Annotated in this window: 21 protein-coding genes; 15 read left to right on the top strand and 6 right to left on the bottom strand. The window is 63.0% G+C overall.

The window, feature by feature from the left end; all coding sequences use genetic code 11:
- Positions 1–73 precede the first annotated feature (73 nt).
- Positions 74–1435: a PLP-dependent aminotransferase family protein gene (locus HX792_RS29925; protein WP_176999464.1), complete on the bottom strand. Its 1362-nt coding sequence runs from the start codon at positions 1433–1435 to the stop codon at positions 74–76.
- A 133-nt stretch (positions 1436–1568) separates the two neighbouring features.
- Between HX792_RS29925 and HX792_RS29930 the strand changes: the two genes are divergently transcribed.
- From HX792_RS29930 to HX792_RS29950, 5 genes are all read left to right on the top strand, one after another.
- Positions 1569–2045: a carboxymuconolactone decarboxylase family protein gene (locus HX792_RS29930; protein WP_176999435.1), complete on the top strand. Its 477-nt coding sequence runs from the start codon at positions 1569–1571 to the stop codon at positions 2043–2045.
- Positions 2038–2478 carry a GNAT family N-acetyltransferase gene (locus tag HX792_RS29935; protein ID WP_176999436.1) on the top strand — a complete coding sequence of 147 codons (441 nt, stop codon included), beginning with the start codon at positions 2038–2040 and terminating at the stop codon, positions 2476–2478. Before HX792_RS29930 ends, HX792_RS29935 begins: the two co-directional genes overlap by 8 nt.
- A complete protein-coding gene (locus HX792_RS29940; protein WP_176999437.1) occupies positions 2475–3068 on the top strand; it encodes an FMN-dependent NADH-azoreductase in 594 nt (197 codons plus the stop codon). Before HX792_RS29935 ends, HX792_RS29940 begins: the two co-directional genes overlap by 4 nt.
- 59 nt (positions 3069–3127) lie before the next feature.
- Positions 3128–4279, top strand: coding sequence for a MalY/PatB family protein (locus tag HX792_RS29945; RefSeq protein ID WP_176999438.1), 1152 nt, complete (start codon positions 3128–3130; stop codon positions 4277–4279).
- Positions 4280–4366: 87 nt separating this feature from the next.
- Positions 4367–7714, top strand: a complete 3348-nt coding sequence (locus HX792_RS29950; protein ID WP_176999439.1) for a hypothetical protein — start codon at positions 4367–4369, stop codon at positions 7712–7714.
- Positions 7715–7851: 137 nt separating this feature from the next.
- Here HX792_RS29950 and HX792_RS29955 read toward each other — a convergent pair whose 3' ends face one another.
- Positions 7852–8067, bottom strand: coding sequence for a molybdopterin-binding protein (locus HX792_RS29955; RefSeq protein WP_003173733.1), 216 nt, complete (start codon positions 8065–8067; stop codon positions 7852–7854).
- A gap of 333 nt (positions 8068–8400) precedes the next feature.
- Between HX792_RS29955 and HX792_RS29960 the strand changes: the two genes are divergently transcribed.
- Genes HX792_RS29960 through HX792_RS29970 form a run of 3 tightly spaced genes read left to right on the top strand, consistent with a single transcriptional unit; the run spans position 8401 to position 10908 of the window.
- Positions 8401–9357 carry an aliphatic sulfonate ABC transporter substrate-binding protein gene (locus tag HX792_RS29960; RefSeq protein WP_176999440.1) on the top strand — a complete coding sequence of 319 codons (957 nt, stop codon included), beginning with the start codon at positions 8401–8403 and terminating at the stop codon, positions 9355–9357.
- A gap of 10 nt (positions 9358–9367) precedes the next feature.
- A complete protein-coding gene (locus HX792_RS29965; protein WP_176999441.1) occupies positions 9368–10195 on the top strand; it encodes an ABC transporter permease in 828 nt (275 codons plus the stop codon).
- A complete protein-coding gene (locus HX792_RS29970; protein WP_176999442.1) occupies positions 10192–10908 on the top strand; it encodes an ABC transporter ATP-binding protein in 717 nt (238 codons plus the stop codon). The genes HX792_RS29965 and HX792_RS29970 overlap by 4 nt, the downstream gene beginning before the upstream one ends.
- A gap of 119 nt (positions 10909–11027) precedes the next feature.
- On the opposite strand, the gene HX792_RS29975 is transcribed toward HX792_RS29970, so the two are convergent.
- The 4 genes from HX792_RS29975 to HX792_RS29990 all read right to left on the bottom strand — a co-directional run bounded on the left by HX792_RS29975 (position 11028) and on the right by HX792_RS29990 (position 14298).
- The gene (locus HX792_RS29975; protein ID WP_176999443.1) at positions 11028–11954 is read right to left on the bottom strand and encodes a FecR domain-containing protein; all 927 of its coding nucleotides are present in this window, start codon (positions 11952–11954) and stop codon (positions 11028–11030) included.
- Positions 11951–12469: a sigma-70 family RNA polymerase sigma factor gene (locus tag HX792_RS29980; RefSeq protein WP_176999444.1), complete on the bottom strand. Its 519-nt coding sequence runs from the start codon at positions 12467–12469 to the stop codon at positions 11951–11953. The genes HX792_RS29975 and HX792_RS29980 overlap by 4 nt, the downstream gene beginning before the upstream one ends.
- 92 nt (positions 12470–12561) lie before the next feature.
- Complete coding sequence (locus HX792_RS29985) at positions 12562–13179, bottom strand: LpxA family transferase (RefSeq protein ID WP_176999445.1); 618 nt, start codon at positions 13177–13179, stop codon at positions 12562–12564.
- A 42-nt stretch (positions 13180–13221) separates the two neighbouring features.
- Positions 13222–14298 (bottom strand): sigma-54-dependent Fis family transcriptional regulator, encoded by a 1077-nt coding sequence (locus tag HX792_RS29990; RefSeq protein ID WP_176999446.1) that lies wholly within the window; start codon positions 14296–14298, stop codon positions 13222–13224.
- A 402-nt stretch (positions 14299–14700) separates the two neighbouring features.
- Here HX792_RS29990 and HX792_RS29995 point away from each other — a divergent pair, with 402 nt between their 5' ends.
- The 7 genes from HX792_RS29995 to HX792_RS30025 all read left to right on the top strand — a co-directional run bounded on the left by HX792_RS29995 (position 14701) and on the right by HX792_RS30025 (position 24256).
- Positions 14701–15768 carry an ABC transporter substrate-binding protein gene (locus HX792_RS29995; protein WP_176999447.1) on the top strand — a complete coding sequence of 356 codons (1068 nt, stop codon included), beginning with the start codon at positions 14701–14703 and terminating at the stop codon, positions 15766–15768.
- Between the two features lie 15 nt (positions 15769–15783).
- A complete protein-coding gene (locus HX792_RS30000; RefSeq protein WP_176999448.1) occupies positions 15784–17010 on the top strand; it encodes a lipase family protein in 1227 nt (408 codons plus the stop codon).
- A gap of 12 nt (positions 17011–17022) precedes the next feature.
- Positions 17023–18228, top strand: a complete 1206-nt coding sequence (locus tag HX792_RS30005) for an LLM class flavin-dependent oxidoreductase (protein ID WP_176999449.1) — start codon at positions 17023–17025, stop codon at positions 18226–18228.
- Positions 18229–18232: 4 nt separating this feature from the next.
- Positions 18233–19789: an ABC transporter substrate-binding protein gene (locus HX792_RS30010; RefSeq protein WP_176999450.1), complete on the top strand. Its 1557-nt coding sequence runs from the start codon at positions 18233–18235 to the stop codon at positions 19787–19789.
- A gap of 139 nt (positions 19790–19928) precedes the next feature.
- Complete coding sequence (locus HX792_RS30015) at positions 19929–22490, top strand: TonB-dependent receptor plug domain-containing protein (protein WP_176999451.1); 2562 nt, start codon at positions 19929–19931, stop codon at positions 22488–22490.
- Between the two features lie 19 nt (positions 22491–22509).
- The gene (locus tag HX792_RS30020; protein ID WP_176999452.1) at positions 22510–23595 is read left to right on the top strand and encodes an LLM class flavin-dependent oxidoreductase; all 1086 of its coding nucleotides are present in this window, start codon (positions 22510–22512) and stop codon (positions 23593–23595) included.
- Positions 23596–23797: 202 nt separating this feature from the next.
- Positions 23798–24256, top strand: a complete 459-nt coding sequence (locus HX792_RS30025) for a transposase (protein ID WP_176999453.1) — start codon at positions 23798–23800, stop codon at positions 24254–24256.
- Positions 24257–24314: the final 58 nt, after the last annotated feature.

Here is a 24314-nt window from a genome sequence, read left to right on the forward strand (position 1 = left end):
AACCATGTGTCCGGTCCGTACACGCTTTTCCAAAGTGACCCGCCGTAAGGGCGGAACCCTAAGTAGCCATCACCTAAATTCCGGATATGACCCCCTTCAAAACCAACACAACCGAGTCAGCCTCCCCAGCCGTACACAAATTGGTAAACCCCATCAACACCCCCTGCCCACCCCCAGCCTCCAGCGTCCACCCCGACAACGCCTGCACCCCCAACCCCATCTCACCCGCCGCACGGGCTACCACCTCATCGGGCACGTCCACCAACAACCGCGCCAGCAAGTTAATCCCGCCCGCCTGCTCATCCACCCGCAGAAACTCCGCGCAATGCGCCTGCAACGCCGCCACCAACCACCCCCGCCGCTGCGCATACAACTGACGCATCTTCTTCAAATGCCGCGTGAAATGCCCCTGCTCCAAAAAATCCGCCGCCGTCAGCTGCAGCAATTGCGCACTGCGCTGCTGCAACACCCGGGCGCTGCGCTCAAAGGGCTCGACCAACGCCACCGGCACCACCAGATACCCAAGGCGCAACCCTGGAAACAGCATCTTGCTGAAGCTGCCCGCATAGATCACCCGATCATCGGCATCCTGACTCTTGAGCGCCGCCAGCGGCTGGCCGCGATAGCGGAACTCACTGTCGTAGTCGTCCTCCACCACCCAACTGCCCTGCTCCCGCGCCCAGCCAAGCAAGGCCTGACGCCGCGCCGGGCTCAGCGCCACGCCCAGGGGACTCTGATGCGCCGGTGTGACAATCGCCAGCCGCGCCTGAAGCTCACGCTGCATACCCTGCTCAACATCCAGCCCGTCTTGATCCACGGGCACCGGCACCAGTTCCACGCCCTTGTGCTGGAGCAACTGCCGCGCATGCAGATACCCCGGGTCTTCGAACCAGCAACGCTGCCCCGCCATCTCCAACGCATCGCACAATAACGCCAAGCCCCCCGAATACCCCGCACACACAAACACCTGGGAAGGCGCGCACTCCACGCCCCGGTACAGCGCCAGGTAGCTGGCGATCGCCACGCGCAGGGCCTGCACGCCACACACATCGCCCATGGCCAGGCTGTCGGCGTCGGTGCGGCGCACTTGCTGGGTGACCAGCCGCGCCCAGAGTTTGCGCGGGAAGGCATCCAGTGCCGGCAGGCCCATTTGCAGGGGGCGCGGGCCGCAGGTGACAGGGGCCGGCACCGGCACGGGTTTTAACGCCAACTGCGCCAGCGATTCGGCAACCACCGTGCCCGCCTGCCCACGGGCTTCAAAAAAACCTTCACTGACCAGCAACTGGTACGCCGTTTCCACCGTGCCCCGCGCCACCTTGAGTTCCTGGGCCAATGCGCGCACCGACGGCACGCGCTCGCCGGGGCGCAGTTGGCCCTGGTCGATGGCCAGGCGAAAACGCCGGTAGATTTCCTGGTACTTGGGCAGTGACGACATCGCAATCGGGCTCGGCGGGAAGACAAGGCGAAGTCTGATCATGTCCCAACCCACTTGTCCAATCATGCCCCTGTCGAGCACCGCACCGCCCGCCGAAAATGGCGCATCCCCTGACGAACACAAGGATCGCATCATGAAACACCGCCTCGATTACGCCCTGGCCGCCCCTGCCGGCTACAAAGCCCTGGGTTCAGTACACAGCTATGTCCACGGCTGCGGCCTGGAAAAAGAACTGATCGACCTGGTGTACCTGCGCGTCTCGCAGCTCAACGGCTGCGCCTACTGCCTGGACTCCCACTCCCGCGACCTGCTCAAGCTGGGCGTGAGCCTGGAAAAAATCATGCTGCTGGCCGCCTGGCGCGAGGGCTTGCCGCTGTACACCCCACGTGAGCAAGCCGCTTTGGCCTGGGCCGAGACGGTCACCCACGTGGCGCAGACCCAGATTCCCGATGCCGACTACGCCGAGGCCACGGCGGTGTTCAGCGAGAAGGAAATCGCCGACCTGACCCTGGCGATTGCCCTGATGAATGCCCTGAACCGCGTCGCCATCAGCTTTCGCAAAGTGCCGGCGGCGATCAAGGCGCACCTGGAGAACCTCGACCATGAATGAGCACGTCGAATTCACCCCCATGGAAACCGAAGCCGACTGCCTCGCCAGCTTTGTCGTGATGCAGCAACTGCGCCCGCACCTCACAGATGCGCCAGCGTTTGCCCGGCAAGTCCAGCGCCAGCGGCAGAACGGCTACCACCTGTTGGCCGCCTGCGAGAACGGCAAGGTGATCGGCCTGATCGGCTACCGGCACACCGAGAACACCCTGTATGGCCGCTTCATCTATGTGGATGACCTGGTAGTAGACGCCGCGCTGCAACGCCGTCGCCTGGGGGAACAGTTGCTCGACCGCGTGCGCGAAGAAACCCGCGCCCTGGGTTATCGCTACCTGGTCCTGGACACCGGTATGCACATGGCCCTGGCCCAACGTTTCTACTTCCGCCAGGGCTTGTTGCCCAAGGGCATGCATTTTTCCCAGGACCTGAGCCAATGACCCGCGCCCTGCTCCTCAGTTTCAGCCCCCACGGCAAGGCCGCGCACACCTTCAAGCTGGCCCGGGCCTTCTTGAAGGACCTGGTGCCGGGTGCTGAGGTCATCGAGCGCGACTACGGCGGCCAGGCGCTGCCACCGCTGACCCGCGAGTACGCCAATGCCTTGACCAGTGCGGGCGGGCTGAGTGGAAACGCCACGGCCTTGTCGGAGCAGTTGATCGTTGAACTGGAGGCCTGCGACCTGCTGATCATTTGCACCCCGGTGCACAATTTCACCGTGCCAGCCGCGCTCAAGGCCTGGATCGACCATGTGGTGCGCATCCAGCGCAGTTTCACGGTCAATGAACAGTTTGAAAAAGTCGGCCTGCTGGACGACCGGCGCACCTTCGTGCTGGTCAGTTCCGGCAATTCGCGCAAGGGCCATGAGCCGGACTTTCTCACCCCCTACATGGCCGCCATCCTCGCCACGGTGGGCATCCGCAGCGTGGAGTTCGTCTACCTGGGCGCCATGGTGCGGGGTGAAGACGCGGTCAAACGGGCCGTCGAGCAGGCCCATCGGCAACTGTCGGAGGCAATCAGCACTGGCCTATAAAATTAATGGCGCTAGAATCGGCGCCATTCTTTGCCCGCCTCCCTGACACGAGCCTCTCCATGAGCTTTGATTTCGACACGATCCACCCTCGCCTCGGCACCGGCAGCACCAAGTGGAACCGTTACCCGCAAGACGTTTTGCCGATGTGGATCGCCGACATGGACATCGCCGCGCCACCCGCCATCCTGCAGGCGTTGCACGCGCGCCTCGACCAGCAAGTGCTGGGCTACAGCGTGGCCGGCCCGGACGTACGCGATGCCATCGTCGCGGACCTGTGGGCCAAGTACGCCTGGCGCGTGTTGCCCGAAGAGCTGTTGTTCCTGCCCGGCGTAGAGCCGGGTTTCAACATGGCCCTGCATGCCTTTGTGCAACCGGGCCAGCCGGTGGTGCTGCAAACCCCCAACTACCGCCCGATCCGCCTGGCGCCCGGCCACTGGAACCTGCCGCGTATCGAAGTGCCGTTCGAGCTGATCGACGGCGAATACCACACCCCGCTGCCCGCAATGCGCGAAGCCCTCAAGGGCGCCGGCGCGCTGCTGCTGAGCAACCCGCACAACCCCATGGGCAAGGTCTTCCCCCGCGAAGAGCTGCAAGCCGTGGCCGATGCGTGCCTGCAAAACGGCGCACTGATCATCAGTGATGAAATCCACGCCGAGCTGTGCTTCGACGGCCGCCGTCACATCCCCACCGCCAGCCTCAGCCCGGAGATCGCCCAGCGCACCATCACCCTGATGTCGGCGAGCAAGGCCTACAACGTGGCCGGCCTGAAGACCTGTTTCGCCGTGGTGCAGAACGCTGAAATTCGCGAGCGCTTCAACAACGCACGCTGCGGCATGGTCGACAGCGTCAGCCCCCTGGGCCTGGAAGCCACCCGCGCCGCCTACAGCCAGTGCGGCGAGTGGCTGGACGCGCTGGTGCAGTACCTGCAAGCCAACCGTGACTACCTGTTGAACGCCGTGCAAACCCGTTTGCCGGGCGTGGTGATGCACGCACCACAAGGCACCTACCTCGCCTGGCTCGATTGCAGCGCCCTGGGCCTGGACGATCCGCAGCAGTTCTTCCTCGAACAGGGCAAGGTCGGCTTGAGCGCCGGTATCGAGTTCGGTGATGACAGCCAGCAGTTCGTGCGCCTGAACTTCGGTTGCCCGCGGTCGATGCTGGAGGAAGGCCTGCAACGCATGGAGCAGGCGCTGCGCCACCGCCAGGCCTAATTCACAACTTTTCGCAACGAGTGCCCAACCCCTGCTGTTACTGTTTTTACCGCTACGTCCCACCGGTAACAGTAGGAGTTCCATGGCATGACGACACAGCCCCTCGATCGTACGTCCGACCCCAAAGCCCTTCCCCGCACGCCGCCCAAGTCCGGCGCAGCGTTCCATGTGCTGCTCAAGAACAGCGCCAACAAGAAGGTCGAGGCCCAGGACAAGACGCCGTCAGGGCTGGATGCCAGCAAGCAGCAAGGCTATGAACTGGCTGCCAAGGACGCCACACCGCCACCGGCCCTCGCCGACTACAAGGCCATCGGCCCACCCGACGAGGTCGGCCCCGGGCTGATCCGTTATGAAACCCAGGACGGCAAAAAAGTCATCGTCAGCGAGCACGACAGCCCGGAACTGTTCAAGCAAGTCAGCGAAGACTTCAAGGCGCTCTCCGGCGTGGTCGCCAGCCAGAATGCCGGGTATCAAAGCCTGGGCGGCGACGCCATGGCCCCGGAAAAACTCGCCGACTATAAATCCCTAGGCCCACCGGATGAAACCGGCCCGGGCGTGATCCGCTACGAGACCCAGGACGGCAGCAAGTTCGTCGTCAGCCAGCGCGACAACCCCGAAGCGTTCCAGAAAGCCAAGAACGACTACGAAAGCTTCATGGGCCTCTCCAGCAGTGAAGACGCCGGCTACAAGCGTGCCAGCGACAACGAAGTGTGGCCGCCCTACGCCGGCACCACCGTCGGCCCTGAAGATGAAGTGGGCCCGGGCCTGATCCGCTTTGAAAGCAACGGCCAGAAAATGGTCGTGGCCCGCGACGACAACCCCAAGCTGTTCGACTACCTGGCGGGCTTGCACGAGGTCTACACCCACCCGGACAAAAAAGCCGTGGTCGAAGGCGAACTCAACAACGGCGCGGTGCTCGCCGATGCCAACACCCCGATTCCAGGGCTGAACGACTACAAGACCTTCAGCTGGAACAACGATCAGAAAGACAGCATCCTCACCTACGAACTGCACGACGGCACCAAGGTGGTGGTGTCGTCCGACGTCAGCCCCGAGCTGTTCAAGAACGTCGCGACCGCCCATGACACGTGGGACAAGATCCACACCAGCGAAGACGCCGGCTACAAGCTGGCCGGGCCGAATGACTTCCTGAAAAACACCGACATCACCTTCGGCTCCCCGGATGAACTGGGTGACGGCCTGATCCGCTATGAAACCAGCGAAGGCAAGGTCATCGTGTCCAAGGAGCTGAGCCCGCAGCTCTACGACGACGTCAAGGCCAAGTGGGACGCCTTCAGCGCCGGCGCGGTGGACGACACCCGCAGCAAGCACAACCTGCCCAAGGCCGGCGACCTCGACGTGCTGAACATGGACACCGGCGTGCACGCCGATGAAAAGGACGACAAGTCGCCGACCCTCAGCGTCAGCGAACTGGCCACCACCCAGTTGATCGACACCTACCGCGCCGGCGTCAAGGACGGCTCGATTCCCAAGGACGATCCTCGAGCCAAGCTGGTCCGCGCCCTGGAAGCCCAGGCCGCCTACCAGAACGGCCATGGCATCACCGGCTACGAAGAAGCGCGGCGCCCGTTCAACACCACCTGGCGTGAGTTCGATGACAAGCAGACCGAGCTGACCTCGGCCGACATGCACGACATCATCGACGGCAAGGCCGTGCAGCAACAGATTGGCGAGCTGTTCAAAGACCCGACCGTGCAGGCCGACTACAAGTCGAAGATGGACGACGCCATCAACAAACTGCCGAACAAGGACGAGATCAAGCAGAAGCTGCTGGACCTCACCGCCAACCCGGACTACGTGCTGTACCTCAAGGACCTGCAAGACCAGGGCAAGACCTCCGAGGCACAAAAGGACCTCAGCGACACCCTCACCTCGTTGTCGCTGTTCGACCCGGAAGCTGCAAGCAAAGCTGCGCAGAACATCCAGGCCGACGGCTTGACCACCGACCTCAATGCGATCCTCTCGGACCCGAGCAAGATCTCCGACGAGAACAAGGAACTGGCAACCAAGGACCTGTTCGGCCTGCTCAAGGGCGTGCTCAAGGGCACGTTGCTCGACCTGCCGCGCCGCTCCCAGGAAACCCTGGAGAAATTCCTCAACGAAGGCCTGGAAGGCAAGGAAAAATCCTCCGCCGTCACCAAGGCCCTGGAAGAACTCGGCGAGGTCTACAAGAACAACGGCGTGATCAGCGAAGCCGACCTCAAGACCGCGCTGAGCAAGCCCTATATCCCGGTGGCTGATCGCGGCATGCTCGGCGAGGTGTTCCACACCCTCAACAGCAAGGGCATTCTCGGCTCCCTGGGCGCGGGCGTGACCATGTTCTCGGCGATTTACCAACTGGTGGGCAAAGGCGGCAAGCTGGGTGAAACCCCGGCCCAGCGCATGACCATCGCCAAGGACTTCCTCAGCTTCGCCGGTGGCTCCAGCCACTTTGTGCGCCTGGGCGACAAGATCGGCGAAACCCTGGGCAAAGGCGGCCTGGTGGACTTCCTTGGGCTGGACAAGACCCTGCCGGAAATCTGGGGCAAGACCGGCCTGCAGGAGCCGAACTTCGAGTTCCGCACCAGCGAGTTGCCCACCGAGGTCAAGAACAAGATCGCTACCGCTCTCGACGCCGTGCCCGACAGCCAATACGACGGCATTTCCAAGCTGTTCGGCGAGGGCGACAAAGCCGTCACCGAGGCCACCGAAGGCCTGGCCACTCACCTGGACGACGGCCTGGCCGCCGCGGGCGCGGCCAAGCTGGGCGCGTCCAAGTCAGCCAAGATTGCCGGTTCGGTGATCAAGGTGCTCGGCCCGGCGACGGACATCGCCGGGGGGTTTGCCGATATCGTGCTGGGCGCCTTGGCGATCAAGAGCGGTGTCGACAGCAAAGACCCATTGGCCCAGGCGGCGGGCGGCCTGCAAGTGGCAGGCGGTGCGTTCGGCGCCTCCGCCGGGGTACTGGGCGCCGCCGCACTGTTTGGCGCAGGCACGGCGGCGGCGTTGACCGGGCCGTTGTTCCTGGTGGGTGTGGTGCTGGCGGTGGTGGGCGGGATCATCGGTTACTTTGTCGACCACAACAAAAAGCAGAAGGCCACCGAGAAGGAAAACGACTGGTACCGCGACCTGGCCGGCGACGGTCTGTTGCAGGACAACTGGGCTGACAAGGTCGAGTACGCCCACTACGAAATCCACCACTACGGCGGCCGCGATACACCGACCGACGACAGTATCTATCGCTTCCAGCAATCGGAATGGGAGCACTTCGACGAAACGCCACAAAAAGGTGGCTCGTCGAGCAATCGGCTGGATGGCGACTTGCACAAGCACTACGAAGACCCGAACACGCCGCCCAAGCAGCTGCCGTCGGACGCCCCGCCGGAGAAACCGCAACCCCATCCACCGGGAGGCAGCGGCGCGAAAATCATCTGACCACCTGACAGACTGATACACCCTAATGTGGGAGCTGGCTTGCCTGCGATGACGGAGTCACTGTCGACATTTTTGTCGGCAGGTACATCGCTATCGCAGGCAAGCCAGCTCCCACATTGGGTTTTGGATATTGGGGTTTACAACTTGGCGATGGAGACTTCAGTCGACTTCACAAAGGCAATCACTTCACTGCCCACCTTCAATTCCAGATCACGCACCGAGCGGGTGGTGATCACCGAGGTCACGATACCGGACGCGGTCTGCACGTCGATCTCAGACACCACTTCCCCCAGCAGGATTTCCTTGATCACGCCCTTGAACTGGTTGCGCACGTTGATCGCTTTGATGGTCATGTCGGCTTTCCTTTTGGCTGTTGGGTCAATCCGCACGAATGCGCAGGCCCTCAAAATGCGCCAACACAGAAGACATTAAAAGGAATATATAACTCTTTATTTATTCCACAACGATATATACGAACTGTTTGCCTGCCAACAGTCGATCAACACTCTGCCCTCTTCCATCACAGTACGCTGAACGTAAAACCCCGCAAATGCGCCTCCGGGCGAGCTGGCACAGAGACTGCATATTCCTATAAAGCATGATGGAACATGCCGATTCAGTTTTCTGAATATAAGAAAAAGCCTTCTCTCAACGCCTTGTTCGCTTATGTAGCCCGGAGCTGTTCCATGACCCTCTTCACCACACGTTTACTCGGCGCGTGCGCCCTCGCCCTGTGCCTTAAACCCCAAGCATTTGCCGCGGAAACCGACCCGGCCCAAGTCAACCTGGATTACGCCTACTACTCGCCGGTGAGCCTGGTGCTCAAGCATTTTGGCTGGCTGGAGCAGGCACTGCCGCAGAGCAAAGTCGGCTGGGTACTGAGCCAGGGCAGCAACCGCTCGCTGGAATACCTGAACAGCGGTGGCGTGGACTTCGCCTCGTCGGCCAGCCTGTCGGCGGTGTTGAGCCGCGCCAATGGCAGCCCGATCAAATCGGTGTACGTCTACAGCCGCGCCGAATGGACCGCGCTCGTGGTGCGCAGGGACTCGCCGTTCAAGAGCGTCACCGACCTCAAGGGCAAGAAAATCGCCGCCACCAAGGGCACCGACCCGTACCTGTTCACCCTGCGCAGCCTGCAAAAAGCCGGGCTGAAAAAAGACGACGTGGAACTGGTGCACCTGCAACACCCGGACGGCCGCACCGCGCTGGAGAAAGGTGACGTGGACGCCTGGGCCGGCCTCGACCCGCACATGGCCGCCAGCGAAATCCAGGCCGGTTCGCGCCTGCTGTACCGCAACAAGGACTTCAACAGCTACGGCGTGGTCAGCGTCACCGAGAAGTACGCCAAGGAGCACCCGCAGACCATCACCAAGGTACTCGGTGCCTATGAAAAAGCTCGCGACTGGGCGGTGAAACACCCGGATGAATTCGCCAAGTTACTCGCCGACGAGTCCGGCCTGCCGCTGGAAGTGGCCAAGCTGCAATTGTCGCGTACCGACCTGAGCACGCCCTTCCTGAGCAGCAAGGATGTGGTGGCGTCCAAGGCGGCTGCACCGATTTTGGTGTCCGAAGAGTTGGTGCGCAAAGGCGTGAATGTGGACCAGGTGATCGACCAGTTGATCGACACCTCGTTCGGCCACTGAGGAACGCACCATGACAGGCAAAACCCAAGCACTGCCCCTTGCCGCGCCGGCAGTGATTAACCGCAGCGCGTGGCCGCGCCGCCTCAAGGGGCTGGTGTTGCCGGTGCTGATCCTACTGGTGCTGGAGGTGGTGGTGCGTGTGGGTTGGCTGCCGTCGTACCAGATGCCTGCGCCCAGCGAGATTGCGGCAACCCTCACCGACCTCGCCGAAGGCGCCTTGTGGAAACACATCAGCGCCAGCCTGTTGCGGGTGCTGCTGGGCTTTGCCATCGGCGCCGGGCTGGCCCTGGTGTTTGCCGCCTGGGTCGGCCTGAGCCGCGAGGCCGAAGCCTACCTGGAACCGACCTTCGCCGGGCTGCGCTCAATTCCGAGCCTGGCCTGGGTGCCTTTGTTGCTGCTGTGGCTGGGCATCGATGAAACCTCGAAGATCGTGCTGATCGCGATTGGCGCGTTTTTCCCGGTGTATCTCAACGGTGTGGCGGCGATCCGCGACATCGACCGCAAGCTGGTGGAGGTCGGGCAGATGTACGCTTTCAGCAGGCGCCGGCTGGTACGGCGAATCCTGTTGCCGGCCGCCCTGCCCGGCCTGTTTACCGGGTTGCGCAGTGGTTTGAGCCTGGCGTGGATGTTCCTGGTGGCTGCCGAGTTGATCGCCGCCACCAAGGGCCTGGGGTATTTGCTCAGTGACGGGCGGGAAACCTCACGGCCAGACATCGTGCTGGCTGCCATCATCGTGTTGGCGGTACTCGGCAAGATCACCGACGGTCTGTTGGCGGCGCTGGAAAAACGCTGCCTGGCGTGGCGCGACACCTTCAATGGTCAAGGAGCAGAGCAATGAGCAGCCAACCGTTGTTGCAGATCCATGTTCAGCGCAAAAGCTTCGCCACCACCACCGTGCTCAAGGATGTGCGCCTGGCCTTGCAACCGCGTGAGGCCGTCAGCCTGCTGGGTCCCAGTGGGTGCGGCAAAAGCACACTGCTGCGGATCGTGGCCGGGTTGGAGCAGGACTATCAAGGTGAGCTACGCAGCCCCGAGGGCGAGGTCGCGTTCGTGTTCCAGGAACCCCGGCTGATGCCTTGGCTCACGGTGGAACAGAACATCGGTTTCAGCGATGACGACCGTTATGACAAAGCCTGGGTCACGCAATTGATCGAAGAAGTCGGCCTCAAGGGCTTCGCCCAGGCCCTGCCCAAGGCGTTGTCCGGCGGCATGGCGCAACGGGTGGCCATCGCGCGCGGCTTGTATTCGCGCCCACAGGTGTTGCTGCTGGATGAGCCGTTCAGTGCGGTGGATGCCTTCACCCGCATGAAGCTGCAGGACTTGCTGCTGCAACTGGCGGCACACCATGCCATCGCGTTGCTGCTGGTGACCCATGATGTGGATGAGGCGCTGTATTTAAGTGATCGGGTATTGGTGATGGACAACCGGCCGAGCAGTATTCGTCAGGAACTCGCGGTGGATTTACCGCACCCGCGTGACCGGCGTGATCCGTTGCTGGCCCAGCTCAAGGCGTTGTCTTTGACCGAGCTGCAACGCGCCCACGTGATCTGACCCGATCCTTGCCGGCGTTGGCGATTTTACTGACGCTGCGCCCTGTAGGAGCCCGGCTTGCCGGCGATGGGGCCCTTGAGGACGCCATCGCCGGCAAGCCGGGCTCCTACAAGGTTGTGTCAGGCCAGGGATTTGCGGGGGGTCAGGGTGACCCAGTAACGGGTGCGTGCGTGCACTTCCAGGCCGAGGGTTGAGGCCAACAGGGTGAGGATGCGATCAGTGTCATCCAGGCGAAAACTGCCGGTGACTCGTAGCGCTTCCAGGCTTGGGTCCCAGCGCAACACGCCCGGACGATAACGCTCCAGCTCGCGCAGAAAGTCACCCAGCGTTTGGTTCTGCGCCGTCAGCACACCGTCACGCCAGCCCAGTTGCGACACGTCAAACGGTGTCCACGCGCCCAGTCCGCTGGCCTTCAGCGACGCTTGCTGGCCCGCCTGCAACGTTGCCATTTGCCCATTCAAGTCGCGCACCTGCACGGAGCCCTTGAGCACCGACACCCGGCAACCCGCAGCCAGTTGCCGCACGCAAATGTCGGCCTCCCTCACCTCCAACTCGCCGTAGCGCGTGCGCAGCGTCATCGCGGCCACACCGGGTACGGTCAGCGCCAGCTCACCGTCTACAAGGGTGATACGGTGCTGCGCGAGGTTCACATCCACCGCCGTCGCGGTATTGAGCTGCAAGCTGCCGCCGTCCGCCAATGGCAGGCGCTTGCGCTCGCCGGTGGCGGTGTGCAGGTCGGCACGCCAGGTCTCGATGGGCAATTGGCGGCTGATCAGCCAGGCCGTCGGCACCAGTGCCGCGAGGCCCAGCGCACGCTTGAGCACGGCGCGTCGCCCAGGCTGCGGGCGGTCGAGGCTGGCCATCGCCAGCGCCGGGGGCAAGTCGTTGAAACGCTGGCGCAATGACTGGGCTTTCTGCCAGGTCTGTTCGTGTTGAGGGTGGCTGTCGCGCCATTGCTGCAAGTTGGCGTGATCGCCTTCGGTGGCTGCGCCGGATTCCAGCAGCGCCAGCCATTGCGCAGCGGCGCGGGCGACGTCGCGGCTCACAGGTCCACCAGCAAGCAATGCTCGTAGGCCTGGGCCATGTAGCGTTTTACCGTGCGTTCGGACACCTCCAGCCGCTCGGCAATCTCGCGATAGCCCAAGCCTTCCAGCTGGCTCCACAGAAATGCACGGCGCACCAGCGTCGGCAAGCCGTCGAGCAACTCATCCAGGGCCTGCAGGGTTTCCAGCAACAGCCAGCGTTGTTCCGGCGACGGCACGCACGCTTCAGGCAGGTTCGCCAAAGCGTTCAGGTAAGCCTGCTCGAGACTGCGCCGTTGATGAAAATTCACCAGCAGGCGCTTGCCGACCGTCACGAGATACGCCCGGGGCTCCTGCATCTGCGCGACCGGTTGAGCACTGGCCAGCACCCGCAGGAACGTATCCTGGCTCAGGTCCGCTGCATCCCAGGCGTTACCCAGGCGGCGGCGCAACCAGCTTTCCAGCCAGCTGCGATGGTCGCGGTACAGGCTCGACAGCGTGTGTTCCGGGGCGTGGGTCGAGGCAACAGCATCATTCATGGCAACAGACCTGCGCGGCGCGAGTGAGTCTCAAATGAGATTCATTCTATTTAATAACGCGTCGGCACACCATGCCCTTTTCAACATTGCGTTTATGCAGACACCTCTGCATCAAACACCTGCCCGCGTCCCACCACACGCCCAGGCGCCAGCACGGCACCGGGCGCCAACACCGCATTGGCACCGATGCGGCATTGATCACCGAGCAACGCGCCAAACTTGTCGCAACCCGTACGCTGCAAATGCCCGTCGACACGCACCAGCACTTCCTTGTCTGCGCGCTCATTGCGGTAGTTGGCAACAATGCTTCCGGCTTCCAGGTTGATGCCATGGCCCAGCACCGAATCGCCGACGAAGTTGAAATGCGCCAGCTTGCTGCCACGGAAGACAAAGGAGGTTTTCAGTTCGGCGCCAGGGCCGATGATGCACTGCGCGTCCAGCCAGCAGCCGCCGCGCAGCAACGAACCACTGGCGATAAAACACTCGGCGCCGATGATCAACGGGCCCTTGAGCAAGGCGCCCGGCTCCACGATAGCCGTGCGGTGAACCGCCACGTCGCCGTCGATGTGGTAGTCGTCAGCGGGCAACTCGGCGAGCAGTTGGCGAACGATCGCCGGTGCCTGGGTGACCAGCGCCCAGGGCGCAAGGTCTGCCCACGGCGCCAGCGCAGAGGTGGAAAAATCGGCGATAAAGTCGCTCAGTCGGATCAACGTCGAACCCTCCAGTAGTGAGAGAAGTTCGAAAACCTAGCATTACTGGCCGTCGAGTAATACCGGTTTGCCCAGCTCGCCGATTTTTTCCAGCCGGGCACGCACGATGTTGCGGCTGATATTGAGCAGCCGCCCCGTCTGCAATTGGTTGCCGTGGCAGTAGCGATAAGCCGCGCGAAAGATCGTTTCTTCGATGTGCTCGTACAGGTCCGGGATGTTCTGTTCGAACAACGCATTCAATGCGCTTTCCAGATCCACCGGGCCGCTCAACGCAGGCACTGCATGACTGGCTTCCTCCTGGCGAATGCCCGAAGAACGCATGTCCACCAGGTGCAAATCCGCTGGCTGCACCAACTGGTTACGGCACACCAACAGTGCATGGTGGATCGCGTTTTCCAGCTCACGGATATTGCCCGGCCAACTGTGTTCGAGCATCTTGCGCTCGGCCTCGCTACTCAGGCTCGCGCGGTTGTAACCCAGGCGCTGGCAGTGTTCCTCCAGGAAGAATTCAGCCAGGGGCAGGATGTCGCCCGGGCGTTCGCGCAAGGGTGGCAGGCGGATGGTTGCGACGTGCAAACGGTAGAACAGGTCTTCACGAAAATGCCCGGCCACCACCGCATCGGCCAGGTTGACGTTGGTGGCGGCCACCAGCCGCACATTGATCGGGATCGGTGTGCGCGAGCCCAGGCGCACCACTTCACGCTCCTGCAGCACGCGCAGTAACTTGACCTGCATGTTCAGCGGCAGGTCGCCGATTTCATCGAGAAACAAGGTGCCGCCATTCGCCGCTTCGAACCAACCGGCCTTGTGGGTGGTAGCGCCGGTGAAGGCGCCCTTTTCATGGCCGAACAGCTCACTTTCCACCAGGGTTTCAGCAAAGGCGCCGCAGTTGACCGCCACAAACGGTTCCCGCCCGCGACGGCTCAGGGTGTGGATGTGCCGCGCCACCAATTCCTTGCCGGTGCCGGTCTCGCCGATGATCAAGGTGTTGGCTTCGCTGGGGGCCAGGCGCTCGATGCGCGCCAGCAATTCCTGGGAGCGCGGGTCCTTGAAGACCAGCACAGTGGCACGCACCGACTTAGTCAATTCACGGGCATTGGGATGGGTGATCAGCGACATGGTGCATTCCTGGCAGTAAAAGCGCGTGCTCAATAGTGCATGAACTTCTCTAGACCATTTAATTATAAATTAATATTTATATATTCCCTGATCGAATATACCAACAACCCGACACCCCGCTGCTGCTGGAGCAGCAATCAGCCAGCACTTGCGTGTTTGCTCATCAGCAGCACGGGTGAAGCGCCCCCCTGGCCGAATCGTTGGAACCCTTGCCCCACGCGGGCTAGAGCGATTGTGACAGCGCCTGGCATGCAATCTGCTCTCTCCCTCCCAACACGATTCCACCTGTAGGAGCCGGCTTGCCGGCGATGGCGTCTGTTCAGACGTCGCAAGGCTCAAGAGCCTCATCGCCGGCAAGCCGGCTCCTACAGGGGATCGCTCATTCAGGTAGGGAGAACGCCCATGAAAAACGTTTGGCGCAAGAGCATCGCGGTGCTGTTCGGGGTGCTGGCATTCAGCGCAGTCCACGCGGAACCGACCTCGGTAAAAATCGCCATCGTCGCCTACACCCAAGGTGGCAAACCGGTGTTCGGCGGCATCGCCGGGCGGGTGATCGAGGACGGTTGGCTGGAGGCGCAACTGCGCGAACGCGGGGTGAAGCTCGAATGGATCGCCCTGCCCCACGCCGGCGCCGGCCCGCAGATCAACGAAGGCTTCAGCAACAACAGCCTGGACTTCGCCGTACGCGGTGACTTGCCTTCGGTGATCGCCGGCGCCGGCGGCGTGCCAGGCAAGTTGATCGTGCCCGGTGGTAGCGGCAACAACATTTACCTGGTGGTGCCCGAAGGCTCCAGCGCCAAGACCATCGAAGACCTCAAGGGCAAGCGCCTGGCCCTGCACCGTGGCCGGCCGTGGGAGTTCGCGTTCAGCAACTTCCTGGCGAGCAAAGGTTTGACCCTCGACGACTTCAAGATCGCCAACCTCAACCCACAGGTCGGCGCCGCTGCCGTGTCGGCGGGCAAGGTCGATGCCGCCGTGCTGCTCAGCGAGGCTTATGCCCTGGAAGACAAGGGCGTCGGCAAGATCATCTGGTCGACCAAGCAAGGCAGCAACGACTGGCGCCTGGTCTCCGACCTGTGGGGCACCGAGGCCTTCGTGAAGCAGTACCCGGACATTACCCAGTTGCTCGCCACCGCCTGGGTGAAGGCGGCGTGGTGGATTTCCCAACCGCAGAACCAGGACGCCTATTACCAATTGTCTTCCCGTGCCGGCACCGCCGAAAGCGTGCTGCGCCGCGACGATCAAAACGACCCGGTGGCCTGGAAGGAACGCTGGGCACCGAAAAGCGATGCGCAGCTCAAGGCCCACTACCAGGCGCTCACCGCCTATGCCCTGGCCAACCACCTGATTCGCGACACCTACGACATCGGCCCGTCATTGGCCACCGGCTTTACCAACCAGGCGCTGATCGACCTGAAACTCACCGACTACTGGCCGGCCCTGCGTGGCCAGGTCAGCACTAATCCGTAATAGGGAAATGACTGAATGAAACTGCCGCACTTCTTCGCCTTCGGCCTTAGTGTTCTGAGCCTGTCCATGAGCGCACTCGCTGCTGACGTGTATGCGCCCAAGCCCGACCCACTGCAGGGCGACGGCCGTGTCTCGGCGTTCTACACCTGGGAAAAAGCCATCCCGGCCACCCCCGGTAAACTGCTGCGCAGCGAGCCGCTGGACAAGACCATCAGCCTGGCCAATGCCGCCAGTGCCCAGCGCATTCTCTACACCTCCACCAACGGCATCGATAACAAGACCCCAGTGGTGGTCTCCGGCGCGCTGTTCCTGCCCAAGGGCACGCCGCCCAAAGGTGGCTGGCCGGTGGTGAGCTGGGGCCACGGCACCGTGGGCGTGGCGGACGTGTGCGCACCGTCGTGGCAAGGCCGTTCGTACCGCGATGTGGAATACCTCAACCGCTGGCTGGCCGAAGGCTTTGCGATTGTCGCCACCGACTACCAGGGCCTCGGCGTTCCCGGCGGCCACCCGCTGCTGAACAGCCGCATGGCCGCCTACGGCATTCTCGACGCTGCCAAGGCGGTGGTCGCCGGCGTACCGGGCCTGACGGACAAAGTGCTGATCGTCGGCCAGTCCCAAGGGGGCGCCGGTGCGTTTGCCGCCGCCGCTTACGCGGCCACCTATGCGCCCGACCTGGGCGTGAAAGGCAGCGTCGGCACCGGCGTGATCTACACCCTCGACTACGCGAAGAACCCCAGCGAAGAAGTGCGCAACAAGGTCGACCCGACCCTGGCCTACGGCTTCTACACCTTGCTCGCCGCCCAGCAATACGACCCGAGCATCAACCCGGCTGACTTCTACACCGACAAGGCCCTGCCGATCTTCGAACAGGCCCGCACCAGTTGCCTGTTTGCCCTGGAAGGCGACGTGGAAGGCCTCGGCCTGAGCATTGCCAATACCAAGAAAGACTACAAAGGCAAACAGCTGGCGCCGTGGCTCGCGCAGGTGTCGTACCCCACCCTGAAAACCTCCAAGCCGATCTTCATCGGCACCGGCGCCGAAGACACCACCCCCGCCGCCGCGACCCAGACCAAGCTGATGCAAGACGCCTGCAACGCAGGCTCCGTGGTCGAGGGCCACCTCTACAAAGGCCTGGGCCACAGCGCCACGGTCAATGCCTCGCTCAAGGACTCGATCCCGTTCGCCCACAAGGTCATCAACGACCAGCCGATCACCCCGATCTGCGCCCCGACCGCCCAGTAAGCAGGAGGCTTCATGAGCATCGAATTCTTCACCCGCCTGCCCTTGCACGGCGAAACCCAGTTTTTACCCGGCGACCCGCGTAACCGGGGCGACTGGCATCGCGGCGGCGCCAACAGCACCGGCGCGGTCTCGGGGTTCAGCGTGGGCGACCATTTCACCTACATCGACTACCTGGGCCAGATTGCCAAGGCGGCGGAAATCAATAAATTTGGCGGCGCACTGATGGTCAACGCGCCCACCGGCGAAGAACCCTGGACGGTCTGCTCGCTGCTGGCCCGCGAAACCCGCACCCTGCAATTCGTGACCGCGTTCCAGCCCTACCACTACACCCCGTGGGTGGCGGTGCAGCAGGCCGCGACTTACCAGCGCGCCACCGGCAACCGCCTGGTGTGGAACATCATCAACGGCGGTTCGGACGCGATCCAGCGCCAGGTCGGCGACTACAGCGACCACGATGAACGCTACGAGCGCGCCACCGAATTCATGGACGTGGTCAAGGGCTATTGGCACAACGAAACCTTCCACTACGACGGCAAGTTTTACAAAGCCGACGGCGGTGGCCTGCGCGGGCCGCTGAAAAAAGCCCAACTGCCGCTGATCTGCACCGCGGGCTCTTCGGTGGCGGCACGGGAGTTTGCCGCCAAGCACGCCGACTTCTACCTGATGCGCGCCGAGCACCCGGACGAAATCGCCGCGCTGATCGCCGACCTGCGCCAGCGCGCATTGAAATGGGGGCGCACCGACATTCGCTTCGGCCTGTCGATTGACGTGATCACCCGCGAGACCGAAGAACTGGCGCGCACCGAAGCCAAGCGTTTCTTCGACGAAGGCATCGCCCGTGGCGCGGTCAAGGCCGTGGCAGCCCACGCCGGGCTGCGCACTGCGCGCAAACTCAGCTACGAACATGGCTTTGCCGAAAAGAGCGAAACCCAGGGTTTTGATGACTTCTTCATCCACCCCAACGTGTGGACCGGCTTTGGCTACATCGGCATCCCACCGGGCTGCGCGTTGGTGGGCAGCTATGAAAACGTGGTGGCGCGCATCCGCGAGTACAACAGCATCGGCATTGACCTGTTTTTCCTCGCTGGCTACCCGCACCTCGAAGAAGCCTATCGCCTCGGCGAGCACATCCTGCCGCACTTTCGCAGCGAGCGTGCCGAGCTGAGCCGCAGTGCCGAGCCCCTGCGCGAGCTGCACTCGGCCAACGGCGGAGCCTGATGCCATGACCTTACTGCTGAGCCGCCGAGACTTTCTCGGCTACAGCGCAACCGTCGGCGGCGGCCTGCTGCTGGCCGGTTGCGGCCCGAGTGACGCGCCCACCGCCATCGCCGGCAGCGACCAGCCGCGCTATGGCGGGCGTCTGCGCCTGGGCATTCTCGACGGCAACCAGAGCGGCAACCTGGATGCGCACAAGCCAGTGGGCAGCGGTATCGTTCGCGGCTTTGCGCTGTACAGCAAGCTGTGGGAATGGGACGAGCAGATGCAACCGCGCCTGGCCCTGGCCGAATTCGCCGAGCCGAATGCCGACGCCAGTGCCTGGACCTTGCGCTTGCGTCCGGGCCTGGAGTTCCACAACGGCAAGACCATCGACGCCGACGACCTGATCTTCTCGATTCGCCGCCTCACCGACCCACAACTGGCCTCGCCGTATGCCGCGCTGTTGCACTGGGTCGACCGCGACAACCTGGTGAAGCTCGACAACCGCACCGTGCGCCTGGGCTTTCGCGAGGGGCGCAGCTACATGCCGCTGGCGGAAACCTGGGTCAACTTTGGCGGCATCGTGCCGGTGGATTACCACCCGGTCACCAACCCGGTGGGCGCCGGCCCCTACAAGCTCAAGAGTTTCACCCCGGGACAGCGCTCGCTGTTCACGCGCTTTGAGAACTACTACAAGGACGGCAAGCCCTACGCCGATGAGCTGGAAATCATCGACTTCAAGGACCAGGTCGCCCGCCTCGCCGCCTTGCGCGCCGGGCAGATCGACATGGCCAATGTGATGCCCACCGAGCAACTGCCGATCCTGCAAAAGGACCCGCGCCTTCAGGTGATCAAGTCGGTGACCGGCAATTGGCTGTCCTTCGACATGAACCTGGACAAGCCGCCGTTCAACGACCCACGGGTACGTGAGGCGTTTCGCCTGCTGGCCGACCGCGAAGAGCTGGTACGCCGCGCCCTCAACGGCCAGGGCCGGGTGGCCAACGACTTGTATGCGCCCAGCGACCCGACGTTCAACCACAGCCTCGGCCCGCGCCCCCATGACCCGCAACGCGCCGCGCAATTGCTCAAGGAAGCCGGCCAGGAAAACCTCGAAGTCGAGTTGGTCACCACGCCGGGGCCGGGCTTGAGTTCGGCGCTGGTTTTGGCTGAGCAGGCCAAGCGCATCGGCGTGACCCTCAAGGTCAAGCAAGTGGACCTCGCCACCTTCCAGGGCCCGCTGAAGAACGACTGGACCCTGAGTACCGGCGGCAGCATTGGCGCGCCGTTTTTGGCCAGCGCGATTCATACCGATGCGCCGTTTGCGGTGTCGAACAAGACCCACTTCAACGACCCGCAGTTCAGCGAGCTGTTCCTCGCCGCCATGGCCCAACCCGACCTGGAGAAACGCAAGGCCCTGGTGCATCAGGTGCAGCAGATCCAGTACGAGCGCGGCGGCATGCTGATCTGGGGCTACGCCGACCTGCTCGACAGCGTGTCCACACGCGTCGGCGGCGCCAGTGCCGAGGAGTCGCTGTTCAGCACCTGGCGCTTCGAAAAGCTCTGGCTCAAAGACACCGCCTGATCTCCCACGCTCTGTAGGAGCCCGGCTTGCCGGCGATGGCGTCCTTGAACATTGCGCCGAATTCGAGGGCCTCATCGCCGGCAAGCCGGGCTCCTACAAGGGTTCTGCGTCCTTAATTTTTTAATGGGGCATTTCTGCCATGCACGCTATCGCCTTGCGTTTACCCCTGCTGCTGGCTGCAACCCTGCCGCTGCAGGCCTTTGCCGCCGACACCCAACTGCAAACCGTGACGGTGCAAGCCAGCGCCGCCGAGTCCGATGACGACGCCCTGCCCACCCGCCCGCCGACCTCGGTGTACGGCGGCACCGAGGTTAAGGTGCTCGACACCCCGCGCTCGGTGGTGCAGATCAACGCCGAGCAGTTGGCCAACGGTTCGATCCACAGCGCCGACGACCTGGTCAAATACGCCCCCGGCATTACCCGGGGCGGTGGCCAGAACGCCGGCATCGCCCCGCAGTTCCGCGCCCAGGGCTCGGAGATCTTCCAGGACGGCCAGCGCGGTTACGCCGTGCGCCATCCGGCCAATTTCAACGCCTATGAGGGTGCCGACATCGTCGCCGGGCCGTCCTCGGTGACCTACGGCTCGGTGTCCGGCAGCGGCGGTTATGTGAATTACCTGAGCAAAAAGCCGGACTTCAATGAATTCAAGACCAAACTCAGTGGCGAACTGGGCTCGTGGGTGCCCGACGGCACCTCGCGCAGTTCAAACAAGTTCAGCATCGACAACACCGGCCCGCTGACCGATAACCTCGCCTATCGCGTGAGCATCACCAAGCAGCGCCAGCAGGATTTCTACGACAACGTCGATAACAACTTCGACGCGTTCTACGGCGCCCTCGCCTGGCGCAACGACAACGTGCGCGTGGACTGGAACGCCAGCTACGACAACTACTACGACTACAACATCACCCACGGCTGGAACCGCGCTACCCAGGACCTGGTGGACCACGGCAAGTACTACGCCGGGCGTGCCACGCCGATCATCCAGAACGGCAACACCCTGTGGTCGCCGGTGCTTGCTTCCGGCGCTGCCGATGCGCCAACCCTGGGTTGGGTGCAGCGCCAGCGCAATGCCCAGGGCCAGTACAGCGTGGTCGATGGCAGCTTCCAGACCGCCTCGCCCAACACCCAGGCCAACCCCGGCAGCCTGCGCGGGTGGGTGTATGACCCGACGCTGGCGGGCAATGGCGAGCAGTCGTTGTCGTCACAGACCGGGCAACGCAAAGAGGATGAAAGCAGCTCGCGGCGCTTCACCACACAACTGCGCATCGAGGCCGACCTGTCGCCGACCATCACCCTGGCCAACAGCACGTTTTATGAGCGCTCCAAGGACATCACCGACGCCGTCGGCGCCTTCCAGGTGCAATCCAAAGACACCATTTTCGACAACCGCTTCGAGTTTCGCTCACGCAACGAAACCCAAGTGGGCGGTTGGACCTTGCGCGATGAGAGCAACACCGGCCTGATCTATCGCCGCGAGTTCAACCAGTCGATTGCCGCCAACAACAGCTTCGGCTCGACCATCAACGCCTATGACCTGACCCAGAACCCGTCCGGCAAAAATCCCGGCGACCTGCTCGGCCTCGACGGCAGCAACCCGGCCGGCGGCAACGGCGCGTGGATCGGCCAACCGGGCGTGCCGCAGTATTCCAACTATTACGGCTGGCTCAACCTGCCACCGATGTACGCGGCCGGGCATGGTCTTTACGCGGAATCAGTGGCGCCCTACACCGCCGAAAGCACCTGGACCACCAAGACCCTGTTCAGCCAGCACAACCTCAAGTACGGCGATTACTTCGGCCTGAACATCGGCGCCAGCCGCAGCTGGATCGAGGCCGAGATCCACAACCCCTTCGCCCTGGCCGGTGGCAACCGGCGCCAGGACAGCGACAACTACCGGCTCTTCGCCTTCCAGGTCAGCCCCTATGTGAAACCCACCGACAACACCACGCTGTACTACACCTTCGACCGCTCGCTGGCGGTGAACACCGGGTTCTTTTCCAACGGCCTGGGCTGGGGCAGCGGCAGTGGCGCCAACAGCCTGAACCCGCTGGCGTTCCAGAGCCTGAGCGTGCTGCACGAAGTGGGCGTGAAGGTCGAAGCGGTGCCAAACCAGCTGTTCATGACCCTGGCCGCGTTCAAACAAGCCCGGGACCAGGCGCCCGACAGCAATAACAACATCGCGCGGCTGATGATCAAGGGCGTGGAAGCCACCGTGCGTTATCAGCCGGATGACCACCTGCGCAGCGGCCTCAACCTGTCCAAGCTCAACGCCTACAACGAGTTCACCTCCCAGGCCGGGTTCGCCTCGGCGGGGTTCATCCCCGATAACGGCACGGTGTTCGGCGACAACAACAGCCTCAATCAGCGGCCGTCCGGGCGCTATGACGCGGTGCAGATCCCCGAATACACCGCCAGCGGCTACGTGGACTACCGCTTCGATTCCGGCTTTGGTGCCGAGCTGTCCGGCTGGTGGACCAGCAGTTGGTACTTGAACCTGAGCAAGACCGTGAAGATTCCCAACGAGTACAACCTCGACCTCGCCCTGTACTACCGCCAGCCGCAATGGAGCACCACGTTGCGCGTGCTCAACCTGACCAACGAACTGAACTTCGTCAGCGGGCTGGCCGGCTCCACCAACACCTTTTTGCAACCCATGCCTGGCCGCACCTTACTGGCCCAGGTCGACTATCAATTCTGATCCGCACCAGGAGCGCTCCATGTCCATTGAATTTGTCGGCATGATCTTCCCCCGCCAATGGTCCGAGACCCGTGGCGTTCGCAGCCCGGACTTCGACCTCGACTTCATCCGCCACCACGCCCGCGCCCACGAGCACGCCGGCTTCGACCGCGTGCTCATTGCCAGCGGCCCCGGCAGCGCCGACAGCCTGCAGATCGCCACCTACGCGGCCGCGCACACCGAGCGCCTGGGGTTCATGATCGCCCACCGCCCGGGGCTCACCGCGCCGACCGTGGCCGCCCGCGCCTTCGCCACCCTGGACCACACCACCGGCGGCGGGCGCATTCGCTTGCACGCCATCACCGGCATCACCGCCGAACCCCAGGAAGGCGATTTCCTGCTGGACAAGACCGAACGCTACCAGCGCACCGACGAATACCTGGAGATCGTGCGCCGCACCTGGACCGCCGAGGAACCGTTTGATTTCGAGGGCAAGTACTTCAACATCAAGGGCGCGTTTTCACCGGTCAAGCCGCTGCACCAGCCGCATATCCCGATCTCGTTTGGCGGGTCTTCCGACATTGCCTACCAGATCGCGGTCAAGCATGCGGATTTGTATGCGCTGTGGGGCGAGCCGTTGAGTGGCGTGGCGGAGCAGATTGCCAAGCTCAAGGCCGCCGCGGCGTCGGCCGGGGTTGGCGCGCCACGGGTGAGTTTGTCGGTACGCTTGATTTTGGGCGCGACCGAAGAACTGGCCTGGCAGCGTGCGGAGCAGATCCTCGCGCAGATCAAAGCCAACCCGCAGTTTGCGGCGGGCAGCCCGTGGAGCAAACGCATCAAGGGCACCGGCTCGGAACGCTTGCTGGCAGCGGCAGCCTTGGGTGACCGCCATGACCGCGCGTTGTGGATGCCAACCGCCACGGCCGTGGGCGCGTATGGCGATACCACGGCGCTGGTGGGCACACCTGAAACAGTGGCGCAGGCGTTGTTGGATTACGTCGATTTGGGCGTGACCACGTTTTTGAATCGAGGCTATGACCCGTTGTACGACACCGTGGATTATGGGCGGTGGATCATTCCGGCGGTGCGGGAAGAGGCACGGCGCAGGAAGGCAAGCGTTGCGTAACGGCGTATGACGCCATCGCCGGCAAGCCGGCTCCTACAAAGTGCCGTGTTTACCGGGATGTATCGGTACGCCGCAAAACCTGTAGGAGCCGGCTTGCCGGCGATGGCGCCCATCCAGACACATCAGGCACCAAAACCCCACCCCACACTTTCACCCCCCGCACTAGCCTTACCCGCCTGTATTACCAACAGGAGGACAAGGAATGTCCACGCTTCCCCACGCAAAACATCTACGAACCGGCCGCTATTCCGAAACGGGGCAGATTTACATGCTCACCGCCGTGACCCAGCATCGCGTCCCCGCATTTTCCAACTGGCAGGTGGGTCGATTAGTGGTGCATCAATTCCGACAAGCGCAAAACGACGGGCTTGCAGATTCTCTCGCTTGGGTGGTCATGCCGGATCATTTTCATTGGCTGGTCGAGCTCAAGCAGAGCACTTTGCCAGCACTGATGCTGGCGACCAAATCCCGTAGCGCTCGCGCCATCAATGCGCGCCTGGGGCGAACAGGTCGGTTCTGGCAGAAAGGCTTTCATGACCGAGCCATCAGGCGCGAGGAGGAATTACAGGCCGTAGCGCGCTATATCATCGCCAACCCGTTACGGGCAGGGCTTGTGAAGCGGGTACATGATTACCCGTTGTGGGATGCGATTTGGGTGTGATGTTTTGGGACGCCATCGCCGGCAAGCCGGCTCCTACAGGGTTTGCGATGTACGCATG

Source organism: Pseudomonas sp. B6002 (assembly GCF_013385985.1).
In the GTDB taxonomy this organism is placed as follows: domain Bacteria; phylum Pseudomonadota; class Gammaproteobacteria; order Pseudomonadales; family Pseudomonadaceae; genus Aquipseudomonas.

Excerpts from the sequence above, each read along its gene's own strand:
- HX792_RS29925 (WP_176999464.1), bottom strand. The coding sequence starts at position 1,435 with ATGTCGTCACTGCCCAAGTACCAGGAAATCTACCGGCGTTTTCGCCTG.
- HX792_RS29930 (WP_176999435.1), top strand. The coding sequence starts at position 1,569 with ATGAAACACCGCCTCGATTACGCCCTGGCCGCCCCTGCCGGCTACAAA.
- HX792_RS29935 (WP_176999436.1), top strand. The coding sequence starts at position 2,038 with ATGAATGAGCACGTCGAATTCACCCCCATGGAAACCGAAGCCGACTGC.
- HX792_RS29940 (WP_176999437.1), top strand. The coding sequence starts at position 2,475 with ATGACCCGCGCCCTGCTCCTCAGTTTCAGCCCCCACGGCAAGGCCGCG.
- HX792_RS29945 (WP_176999438.1), top strand. The coding sequence starts at position 3,128 with ATGAGCTTTGATTTCGACACGATCCACCCTCGCCTCGGCACCGGCAGC.
- HX792_RS29950 (WP_176999439.1), top strand. The coding sequence starts at position 4,367 with ATGACGACACAGCCCCTCGATCGTACGTCCGACCCCAAAGCCCTTCCC.
- HX792_RS29955 (WP_003173733.1), bottom strand. The coding sequence starts at position 8,067 with ATGACCATCAAAGCGATCAACGTGCGCAACCAGTTCAAGGGCGTGATC.
- HX792_RS29960 (WP_176999440.1), top strand. The coding sequence starts at position 8,401 with ATGACCCTCTTCACCACACGTTTACTCGGCGCGTGCGCCCTCGCCCTG.
- HX792_RS29965 (WP_176999441.1), top strand. The coding sequence starts at position 9,368 with ATGACAGGCAAAACCCAAGCACTGCCCCTTGCCGCGCCGGCAGTGATT.
- HX792_RS29970 (WP_176999442.1), top strand. The coding sequence starts at position 10,192 with ATGAGCAGCCAACCGTTGTTGCAGATCCATGTTCAGCGCAAAAGCTTC.
- HX792_RS29980 (WP_176999444.1), bottom strand. The coding sequence starts at position 12,469 with ATGAATGATGCTGTTGCCTCGACCCACGCCCCGGAACACACGCTGTCG.
- HX792_RS29990 (WP_176999446.1), bottom strand. The coding sequence starts at position 14,298 with ATGTCGCTGATCACCCATCCCAATGCCCGTGAATTGACTAAGTCGGTG.
- HX792_RS29995 (WP_176999447.1), top strand. The coding sequence starts at position 14,701 with ATGAAAAACGTTTGGCGCAAGAGCATCGCGGTGCTGTTCGGGGTGCTG.
- HX792_RS30000 (WP_176999448.1), top strand. The coding sequence starts at position 15,784 with ATGAAACTGCCGCACTTCTTCGCCTTCGGCCTTAGTGTTCTGAGCCTG.
- HX792_RS30005 (WP_176999449.1), top strand. The coding sequence starts at position 17,023 with ATGAGCATCGAATTCTTCACCCGCCTGCCCTTGCACGGCGAAACCCAG.
- HX792_RS30010 (WP_176999450.1), top strand. The coding sequence starts at position 18,233 with ATGACCTTACTGCTGAGCCGCCGAGACTTTCTCGGCTACAGCGCAACC.
- HX792_RS30015 (WP_176999451.1), top strand. The coding sequence starts at position 19,929 with ATGCACGCTATCGCCTTGCGTTTACCCCTGCTGCTGGCTGCAACCCTG.
- HX792_RS30020 (WP_176999452.1), top strand. The coding sequence starts at position 22,510 with ATGTCCATTGAATTTGTCGGCATGATCTTCCCCCGCCAATGGTCCGAG.
- HX792_RS30025 (WP_176999453.1), top strand. The coding sequence starts at position 23,798 with ATGTCCACGCTTCCCCACGCAAAACATCTACGAACCGGCCGCTATTCC.